The sequence below is a fragment of the Bradyrhizobium sp. AUGA SZCCT0177 genome (genome assembly GCF_018130125.1).
Classification (GTDB): Bacteria; Pseudomonadota; Alphaproteobacteria; order Rhizobiales; family Xanthobacteraceae; genus Bradyrhizobium.
Map to the genome: position 1 here is coordinate 24,399 of NZ_JAFCMA010000053.1, position 8,382 is coordinate 32,780.

The following is an 8,382-nucleotide window of genomic DNA, read 5'->3' on the forward strand; positions in this document are numbered from 1 at the left end:
ACCCTCAGGAAAACTGATGCCAGGGCAAGATAACTCAGTTTGCACGCGCCGTCCAAGCGCGGCAAAACAGTAACAAGGAGATTTCGATGACGCCGCTTTTGATCGCAGCACTTGGCTTGTTGATGGTCGCGACAGCTTTCCTGTCGGGCCTGTTCGGCATGGCCGGCGGCATGATCCTGATCGGCGTGCTACTGGCTTTGATGCCGCTGCCGACGGCGATGGTGCTGCATGCGATCACGCAAATGGCGTCCAATGGCTGGCGTGCCTTCCTGTGGCGCGCGCATATCCGCTGGCGGCCGGTGTTCGTGTATCTGATCGGCTGCGCACTGGCGCTCGGGCTCTGGTCGCTGACCCGCTATGTGCCGGACAAGCCGATCGCGCTGCTGCTGCTCGGGGTCACGCCGTTCATGGCGCGGCTGATGCCGGCGAATTTGAAGCCGGACCCTGACAGCATCTGGCAGGGCAGTTTCTACGGCTTCATCTGCATGGGCCTGATGCTGATGACCGGCGTGTCCGGCCCATTGATGGATACGTTCTTCCTCGGCGGCAAGTTCGACCGCCGCGAGATCGTCGCGACCAAGGCGACCTGCCAGGTCGCGAGCCATCTTACCAAGCTGGTCTATTTCGGCGGCATCATCGATCAGGCGGCGACGCTCGATCCGGTGCTGGCGGCGGTTGCCATCGCAGCCTCAATGCTCGGCACCACGCTGGCGCGGCGCATCCTGGAAGCGATGAGCGACGCGCAGTTCCGCACCTGGGCCGGACGGCTGATCACAACGGTCGCCAGCTATTACATCCTCTATGGCGGCTGGCTCTTGGTCACGCGCTCGAGCGCGATGGCTTTCTAGTCGAGATTTTGAAGGAGGGCCCGATGACCGAGACGACAGACGCACTGGTGCTCGATCTCGTCGAATGGGTGGCGCGCGAGCCGCGGCTTTATGCCGAAGTGATCGAGACCTGGCGCACCTCATGCCCGCGGCTGACGATCTGGGAGGACGCGGTGGATCGCGGCTATGTCGCGCGCCAGCCGGTCGAAGGCCTGGGCGTGCGCGTCGCGATTACCGAAGGCGGCAAGAATTTGCTGCGGGAACACGGCCGGGCGAACTGATCGTTTCGCGCGCGTGCGGAAGTCATCACATTCGCGCGCGCGGGACCAATTCCATTGACTTCACGGCGCGACCCGACCACATTCATGCATCCGCATCCTTTTTGCGATGCGTGCAATTTCCTTAACGCGGGACCGTGCCCATGATCGACCTTCATTACTGGACCACGCCGAACGGCCACAAGATCACGATGTTCCTCGAAGAGACCGGGCTGAAGTACAAGATCTTCCCGGTGCAGATCGGCAAGGGCGAACAGTTCAAGCCGGAGTTTCTGGCGATCGCGCCGAACAACCGGATTCCCGCGATGGTCGATCATGAGCCGAAGGGTGGCGGCAAATCGATCTCGGTGTTCGAGTCCGGCGCGATGCTGCTGTATCTCGCCGAGAAGACCGGAAAGTTCCTGCCATCAGATCTCTATGGTCGCTACGACGCGATCCAGTGGACGTTCTGGCAGATGGGCGGGCTCGGGCCGATGGCCGGGCAGAACCACCATTTCCGCAACTACGCCCAGGAAAAAATCAAATACGCCATCGACCGCTATGTGAATGAAACGAACCGGCTCTACGGCGTGCTGAACAAGCGTCTCGCCGACCGCGAATTCATCGCCGGTGATTACTCGATCGCCGACATGGCGAGCTATCCCTGGATCGTGCCCTACAAGAACCAGGAACAGAACATCGACGACTTCCCGCATCTGAAGCGCTGGCTGGAAACCATCCGCGCGCGGCCCGCGACCGAGCGCGCCTACGCGCTGGCCAAAGAGGTCAATCCGAATTTCGGCCAGCCGGTCAACCGCACCGAGGAAGAGCGCCGGGTGCTGTTCGGCCAGACCGCGGCGGTGGTAAGGTAGGCTTGCGCGCTTGTCATACGCGGGCTTGACCCGCGTATCCATCTTCCCTGAAAAAGGATGGATTGCCGGGGTCATAGGCGAGCGGAAGCGACGCCGTCCTTCAGACGGCTATGCCCGGCAATGACGACAGCGACGCGCGAGACCAAGTCATGACTCTCAAACTCTTCGAACTCGTCGGCGCCGACGCCGCCCGCCCGTTCAGTCCGTACTGCTGGCGGACGCGGATGGCGCTGGCGCATAAGGGACTTTCCGCGGAAACCATTCCGTGGTGTTTTACGGAAAAGGACGCGATCGCGCCGCACGGATCCGAAAGGGTGCCGGTGCTGCTCGACGGCGACACGTCGGTCGTCGATTCCTGGACGATCGCGAACTATCTCGAAGACAAATTTCCGGACCGGCCGTCGCTGTTCGGCGGCGAGGGCGGCCGCGCCATGGCCCGCATGCTGAACTGGTGGGGCGATGTCACCGTGATCGGCGGCCTGTCTCCGATGATCGTCGCCGACATCCCCTTGAACCTGAAGCCGGTGGACGCCGCCTATTTCCGCAAGTCACGGGAAGTGCGCTTCGGCAAGCCCCTGGAAGAGGTGGTGGCGGACCGCGACGTGACAGTCGAAGGCTTTCGCAAATCGCTCGACCCGTTGCGGCTGACGTTGAAGACGCAATCCTATCTCGGCGGCGGGCAGCCGAACTATGCGGACTACATCGTGTTCGGCGGGTTTCAGTGGGCGCGCGTGGTCAGCCCGTTCAAGCTGCTTAAAGAAGACGATCCGGTCTATGCCTGGCGCGAGCGGCTGCTCGACGCTTTCGACGGCATGGCGCGCAAATCGCCGGGGTTTGCGGTGTAGGTACGCCGTCGAATTCATCTGTCAGTGCCCGCCATAGTTCGGCGGCCGCCGCCCGATCCACGCGGCCAGGCCTTCGCGGAGGTCGCTTGTCGGCACCATGGCGGCGAACTGCTCGCTCTCGACTTGCAGCCCTTCGCCGATGGCCATGTTCAATCCGCGGGTGACTGATGTGATGATGCTGCCGACCGCAAGCGGCGAGTGACGCATGATCCGGTCAGCCAGTTCGCGCGCCGCCGGCAGCAATTCATCATGCGGCACGACTGAATTGACGAGCCCGATCTCCAGCGCCCGTGCGGGCGAAAAGGCATCGCCGGTCAACAGCAGTTCCAGCGCGCGCTTGCGCCCGGCCAGCCGCGGCAGCCGCTGGGTTCCGCCAAAGGTCGGCGGCATGCCGAGATTGACTTCCGGTTTTGCAAATTGCGCCCGGTCGCTGGCGATGGCCAGATGCACCGCCTCGGTGATCTCGCATCCGCCGCCGAATGCCAGGCCATTGACCGCGGCGATCACGGGTTTTCGGAACGCTTCGAGGCGCGCGGTCATTGCCTGTCCGCGCCGGACAAAGTCGCGTATCGCCGCGTTCGGGCCCTGCCGAACGCTGCCCGAAAACTCCTTGATGTCGGCGCCTGCCGAGAACGCCCGCTCGCCGGCGCCGGTGAGAATCACGGCGCCAATGCCGGCATCGGTCTCGATCGTGTCGAGCGCGGCCATCAGGCGATCGATCAGATCGTAATTCAGCGCGTTAAGCTGAGCGGGCCGGTTGAGCGTGATCAGCGCAATCCCGTCTTTGGTTTCGAGCAGCACGGCGTCGGACATGATGGTCTCCGCAAATGTCGGTGTCGGTGGCACCTTAGGCGCGGCATCACATTGTGTATATTCACTGGTCGGTATACATGGAGACATGGCGAAATCGGAAACCCCCACCCGCGAGCGGATCGTTTCGGCGGCAAACGCGCTGTTCTACGCTGACGGTATTCGCGGCGTGAGCGTCGACGCCGTGGCGGCGAAGGCCGGCGTCACCAAGCGGACGCTGTACTATCATTTCAAGAGCAAGGATGACCTCGTGGCGGCCTATCTTGCCGGCCGCGACCAGCCCAATCTCGCGCTGTTCAAGCAATGGTTCGCGGAGGCCGACGGCGGATTGCCGGTAAAAATCGAACGGATTTTTCGCAATCTCGCCCGCTCGGCCCGGCATCCCAAATGGAAGGGGTGCGGCTTCCTGCGCACCTCGGCGGAGCTGGCCAACATGCCCGGCCATCCCGCGATGAAGATCGGCGCCGCCCACAAGAAGAAGTTCGAGCACTGGCTGCGCGCCACGTTCGAGGCCGCCGGGATCGCCGAAGCATCGCAGCTCGCCCGGCAGATATTGCTGTTGCTGGACGGATCGTTCGCCGTCGTCCTGCTGCACCGCGATCCCAGCTATATGGAGACCGCAGGTCAAGCCGCGCATGCGCTGACCAAGGCGGCACTGCCGGGGCGGGGGAAGCCGCGGGCGCGGTAGTCGCCAGCGGCCCGGACCTCTCAACGAGTCGTCCCGGCCTAGTGCGCAATTGCGCACGGGGGCCGGGACCCATACCGCGTGATCTACCGATTGATGCACTGTGGCCGACGCCTTTCGCAAAACAAGCGTTGGTGGCTATGGGTCCCGGCCTTCGCCGGGACGACGCAAGAATTTCGAATGCAACCCACCGCGCGTTCGCAGCACCTCAAGCACCTTGCCAAGATCATCCACCACCGCCGCACATCGCGCGCGCGACTCGTCCGTCGGCGGCACCATATCAGGCACCATGATCGTGATCGCGCCCGCGGCATGCGCGGATGTCACGCCATGATTGGAATCCTCGACGGCCACGCAGAACTCCGGGTTCAGGCCGAGCCTGGACGCCGCCAGCAGATACAGATCAGGGCTCGGCTTGCCGCGCGTGACGTCGTCGCGAGTCAGGATATGGTCGAAACGGCTGCGGATTCCGGCCAGCGTCAAATGCGCATCCGCCGTGTGCCGCGACGATGAGGTCACGATCGCCATCGGGCATTCGCTTCCCTGCAACGCATCGAGCAAGTCGACGGCGCCGCGCTTCAGCGGCAGGCCGGCGCTAAGAATCTCGTCGCGCCGTGCGATGAAGGCCTCGTTGATCGCGGGCAGCGGAAAGTCCTCGCCATAGCGGGCATGGAGCATGGCCTCGCAGTCCGGACCGGGCAGGCCGACCATCGCATGGCACAGCGTCTCGACATCGTCGGTATAACCGAACGCGCCGAGCGCCGAGACCAGGCTGTCGAAGTAAACCCGCTCGGTGTCGAGCAGCGTTCCATCCATGTCGAGCAGAACGGCCCGGACGTCCCATTCGCCGGTCACGTCGCGGCCGCGCTCGAGGCGCTCGCCGCCGCCTTGCGCAGGCAAGCCGGGCACAGGCAATCGCTGCCGTCCAGCGGCATCGGCATCCGGAACGTTTCCTCGCTGCACCAGCACGGCCCGGACAGGCTGCAGGAGAACTCGGTGCCGCAGCCGGCGCAGGCGAGGCGCCGCGAGGGAGGATTGTCTGACCGATTTGGCATGAAACGGGGCGTTTTCTAACCGGGTTTTAATTCGGGGTTCATCCCGAAAGGCGTTATGATCGCGCAAATCATATACCGGGGACGTGCTGAGGGAAATCCGATGGCCCGCGATTCGCAAGCCGCATTGGTGGCGCTCAATCGCTTCGGATTCGGCGCGCGCGGCGGCGCATCCGGCGATTTCGTCAACGCGGCTTCTGATCCCCGTGGCTTCGTCAAGGCGGAGATGAGCCGGCCCAATGGGGTGCTGCTCGAAGTGCCCGGCCTGTCGTCGACCTCGGCGCTCGGCAAGGCGGTGTTCGACTATCAGTTCGAGATCCAGCAGGCGCGCGACGCGGCTTCTAAATCCGCGCCGTCAGCCGCGACCGAAGGGCCGCAACCGCCTGTCGATGCGAAAGGGCAACGGCGAAACCTGTCGCTCAACAGCATTGCCATGGACATGGCGCCGAGGGAGCTGCCGGCGAAGCCGCAGGAAAACGCCGCCGCGCCGAACGCGTCGCCCGCGGCAATGTCTCCCGAGACGACGCAGCCAAATGCGCCGAGACCGCCGCCGCAACCGCTCAACATCATCCAGAAGACGTTTCGGGCCGAAGCGCTGGCGCGGCTGCAGCGGGCCATCATCGCCGATTGCGGGTTCACCGAGCGGCTTGTCGTGTTCTGGTCCAATCATTTTTGCATCTCCGCCAACAAGGGCGGGGTGGCGCGGATGTGGGCGGGCTCGTTTGAGCGCGAAGCGATCCGGCCCTACGTGCTCGGGCGCTTCGGCGACATGCTGAAGGCGGTCGAACAGCATCCGGCGATGCTGTTCTTTCTCGACAACCAGCAATCGCTGGGTCCGGATTCGCGCGCCGGGAAAAACCGCAACCGCGGCCTGAACGAAAATCTCGCGCGCGAAATCCTGGAGCTGCATACGCTCGGCGTCGGCGGCGGCTATTCGCAGGACGACGTGACGTCGCTGGCGCGCATCATCACGGGGTGGACCTATGCCGGACGGCAGGGCCAGCTCGGCGCGCCCGGCACCTTCGTCTTCAACGCCAATGCGCACCAGCCGGGCGCGCAGCGCGTGATGGGCAAGAGCTACGAGTCCAATGGCGTGGCGCAGGGCGAGGCGGTGCTGGCGGATATCGCGCGGCATCCCTCGACCGCAAAGTTCATCGCCACCAAATTCGTCCGCCATTTCGTCGCCGACGATCCGCCGTCGGCGCTGGTGGCGCGGCTGGCCGATGTATTCGGCAAGACCGACGGCGATCTCAAGGCGCTGGCGACGGCGCTGGTTGATTCCGACGAAGCCTGGAAGGCGCCGCTGACCAAAGTGCGCTCGCCGTATGAATTCCTGGTCGCGAGCGGCCGCTTGCTGGCGCAAATCCCCGGCGATCCCGGCCGCTATCTCAACGGTCTCAACGTGCTGGGTCAGCCATTATGGGCGCCCGCCGGCCCGAACGGGTTTCCCGACAGCAACGCAGCATGGGCGGCGCCGGAGGGAATGAAACTGCGTCTCGACATCTCCGCGCAGATCGCCTCGCGCCTCGCCGACACCATCGATCCGCGCGACCTGCTTGAACTGGTGGCCGCGGATGCAGCGTCGATGGAAACAAGGCGCACCGTCGAGCGCGCGGAATCGCGGCAGCAGGCGCTGGCGCTATTGCTGATGTCGCCGGAATTCCAGAGGAGATGACGCCAATGGAAACGAGCATGGACTGCTGCGAAAGCCCGACATTCCCCTCGCGCCGTGCCGTGCTGCTCGGTGGCGCTTCCTTTGCGGCCTGGGCTTATTTGCCGAAATTCGCGCGTGCTGCCGATGGTCGCGATCCACGTCTGGTCGTCGTCATCCTGCGCGGTGCGCTGGATGGCCTTGCGACCGTCGCCCCCATCGGCGACCCCGATTATGCCGGCCTGCATGGCTCGATCGCGCTGAATTCGAGCGGACCCAACGCCGCGCTGATGCTGGATTCGTTCTTCGCGCTGCATCCGGCGATGCCTGAATTCGCGCGGATGTACCGCCAGAAGCAGGCCGCGGTGATTCATGCGGTCGCTACCTCCTATCGCGAGCGCTCGCATTTCGACGGGCAGGATGTGCTCGAAAGCGGCTTTGCCGGTCCGGGCCGGGTGCAATCGGGCTGGCTCAACCGCGCGCTGGAATCATTGCCGAAGGGCGAACGCGTGATGAGCGCGCTCGGCGTCGGCCCAACCACGCCGCTGGTGCTGCGCGGCGCTGCGCCGACCGTCGGCTGGACCCCGGTGGCGCTGCCGCAGGCCGCCGAGGACACCGCAATGCGCCTGATCGAACTCTATCGCCACCGCGATCCGGCGCTGGCGGCGGCGCTGACGCAAGGGCTCGCGCTCGACAAGGCCGCGCAAGGCGACGACATGAAGCCGAAGCCGGGCACCAATGGCGCAGGTGCGATGCGGCTGGTGGCGCGCGGCGCCGCCAAGCTGATGGCGGCCGATGACGGCCCGCGGATCGGCGCGCTCGCCTTCGACGGCTGGGATACCCACGCCAATGAAGGCGGACCGGTCGGACGTCTGGCGCAGTTGCTGTCGGGCCTCGACGGCGCGCTCGCGGAATTCGAAAGTGGCTTAGGGGCACGCTGGCGCGACACCGTCGTGGTGGTCGTCACAGAATTTGGCCGCACCGCGCGCATCAACGGCACCGCAGGCACCGACCATGGCACCGGCACCGTGGCGCTGCTCGCCGGCGGCGCGGTGAAGGGCGGCCGGGTGATCTCGGACTGGCCCGGCCTGAAGGTAGCCAATCTCTACCAGGCCCGCGACCTCGCCCCGACCACGGACCTCCGCGCCATCATGAAAGGCGTGCTGCAGGATCAGTTCGGCCTGGCCGAGCGTGTGCTGGCGGAAACGGTGTTTCCGGACAGCGCGTCAGTGAAGCCGATGAAGGGATTGGTGGGGTAGGGCGGCCCCACTGACAGTGTCGTCCCGGCCTTGAGCCGGGATCTACCGTTAGCTGTCAAGAGGCGTTAGCGCCTTTCCAAGGCTGTCCGGACCTGATTACGGCATTGGCGAAGACGACAAGGCG

10 protein-coding genes are annotated in these 8,382 nt (G+C 64.8%); 7 read left to right on the forward strand and 3 right to left on the reverse strand.

Features of this window, described 5'->3' with window-relative positions:
- The first annotated feature begins 86 nt into the window (after positions 1–86).
- The 4 genes from JQ597_RS35740 (at position 87) to JQ597_RS35755 (ending at position 2,801) form a co-directional block, all read left to right on the forward strand.
- Complete coding sequence (locus tag JQ597_RS35740; protein WP_212270083.1) at positions 87–848, forward strand: sulfite exporter TauE/SafE family protein; 762 nt, start codon at positions 87–89, stop codon at positions 846–848.
- A 23-nt stretch (positions 849–871) separates the two neighbouring features.
- The gene (locus tag JQ597_RS35745) at positions 872–1,108 is read left to right on the forward strand and encodes a hypothetical protein (RefSeq protein ID WP_212270084.1); all 237 of its coding nucleotides are present in this window, start codon (positions 872–874) and stop codon (positions 1,106–1,108) included.
- A gap of 140 nt (positions 1,109–1,248) precedes the next feature.
- Positions 1,249–1,956, forward strand: coding sequence for a glutathione binding-like protein (locus JQ597_RS35750; RefSeq protein ID WP_212270085.1), 708 nt, complete (start codon positions 1,249–1,251; stop codon positions 1,954–1,956).
- Positions 1,957–2,105: 149 nt separating this feature from the next.
- The gene (locus JQ597_RS35755) at positions 2,106–2,801 is read left to right on the forward strand and encodes a glutathione S-transferase family protein (RefSeq protein WP_212270086.1); all 696 of its coding nucleotides are present in this window, start codon (positions 2,106–2,108) and stop codon (positions 2,799–2,801) included.
- A 21-nt stretch (positions 2,802–2,822) separates the two neighbouring features.
- Here JQ597_RS35755 and JQ597_RS35760 read toward each other — a convergent pair whose 3' ends face one another.
- Complete coding sequence (locus JQ597_RS35760; protein ID WP_212270087.1) at positions 2,823–3,614, reverse strand: crotonase/enoyl-CoA hydratase family protein; 792 nt, start codon at positions 3,612–3,614, stop codon at positions 2,823–2,825.
- A gap of 85 nt (positions 3,615–3,699) precedes the next feature.
- On the opposite strand from JQ597_RS35760, the gene JQ597_RS35765 reads away from it, so the two are divergent.
- The gene (locus JQ597_RS35765) at positions 3,700–4,299 is read left to right on the forward strand and encodes a TetR/AcrR family transcriptional regulator (protein ID WP_212270088.1); all 600 of its coding nucleotides are present in this window, start codon (positions 3,700–3,702) and stop codon (positions 4,297–4,299) included.
- A gap of 135 nt (positions 4,300–4,434) precedes the next feature.
- On the opposite strand, the gene JQ597_RS35770 is transcribed toward JQ597_RS35765, so the two are convergent.
- Both JQ597_RS35770 and JQ597_RS37965 read right to left on the reverse strand, forming a co-directional pair.
- Positions 4,435–5,151 (reverse strand): HAD family hydrolase, encoded by a 717-nt coding sequence (locus JQ597_RS35770; RefSeq protein WP_212270091.1) that lies wholly within the window; start codon positions 5,149–5,151, stop codon positions 4,435–4,437.
- Positions 5,148–5,351: a cysteine-rich CWC family protein gene (locus JQ597_RS37965; RefSeq protein ID WP_249133849.1), complete on the reverse strand. Its 204-nt coding sequence runs from the start codon at positions 5,349–5,351 to the stop codon at positions 5,148–5,150. Before JQ597_RS37965 ends, JQ597_RS35770 begins: the two co-directional genes overlap by 4 nt.
- A gap of 100 nt (positions 5,352–5,451) precedes the next feature.
- Between JQ597_RS37965 and JQ597_RS35775 the strand changes: the two genes are divergently transcribed.
- Positions 5,452–7,023 carry a DUF1800 domain-containing protein gene (locus JQ597_RS35775; protein ID WP_212270089.1) on the forward strand — a complete coding sequence of 524 codons (1,572 nt, stop codon included), beginning with the start codon at positions 5,452–5,454 and terminating at the stop codon, positions 7,021–7,023.
- A 5-nt stretch (positions 7,024–7,028) separates the two neighbouring features.
- The gene (locus JQ597_RS35780; protein WP_502754810.1) at positions 7,029–8,258 is read left to right on the forward strand and encodes a DUF1501 domain-containing protein; all 1,230 of its coding nucleotides are present in this window, start codon (positions 7,029–7,031) and stop codon (positions 8,256–8,258) included.
- Positions 8,259–8,382: the final 124 nt, after the last annotated feature.

Coding starts and splice junctions, on each gene's coding strand:
- JQ597_RS35740 (WP_212270083.1), top strand. CDS start 87: ATGACGCCGCTTTTGATCGCAGCACTTGGCTTGTTGATGGTCGCGACA.
- JQ597_RS35745 (WP_212270084.1), top strand. CDS start 872: ATGACCGAGACGACAGACGCACTGGTGCTCGATCTCGTCGAATGGGTG.
- JQ597_RS35750 (WP_212270085.1), top strand. CDS start 1,249: ATGATCGACCTTCATTACTGGACCACGCCGAACGGCCACAAGATCACG.
- JQ597_RS35755 (WP_212270086.1), top strand. CDS start 2,106: ATGACTCTCAAACTCTTCGAACTCGTCGGCGCCGACGCCGCCCGCCCG.
- JQ597_RS35760 (WP_212270087.1), bottom strand. CDS start 3,614: ATGTCCGACGCCGTGCTGCTCGAAACCAAAGACGGGATTGCGCTGATC.
- JQ597_RS35765 (WP_212270088.1), top strand. CDS start 3,700: ATGGCGAAATCGGAAACCCCCACCCGCGAGCGGATCGTTTCGGCGGCA.
- JQ597_RS37965 (WP_249133849.1), bottom strand. CDS start 5,351: ATGCCAAATCGGTCAGACAATCCTCCCTCGCGGCGCCTCGCCTGCGCC.
- JQ597_RS35775 (WP_212270089.1), top strand. CDS start 5,452: ATGGCCCGCGATTCGCAAGCCGCATTGGTGGCGCTCAATCGCTTCGGA.
- JQ597_RS35780 (WP_502754810.1), top strand. CDS start 7,029: ATGGAAACGAGCATGGACTGCTGCGAAAGCCCGACATTCCCCTCGCGC.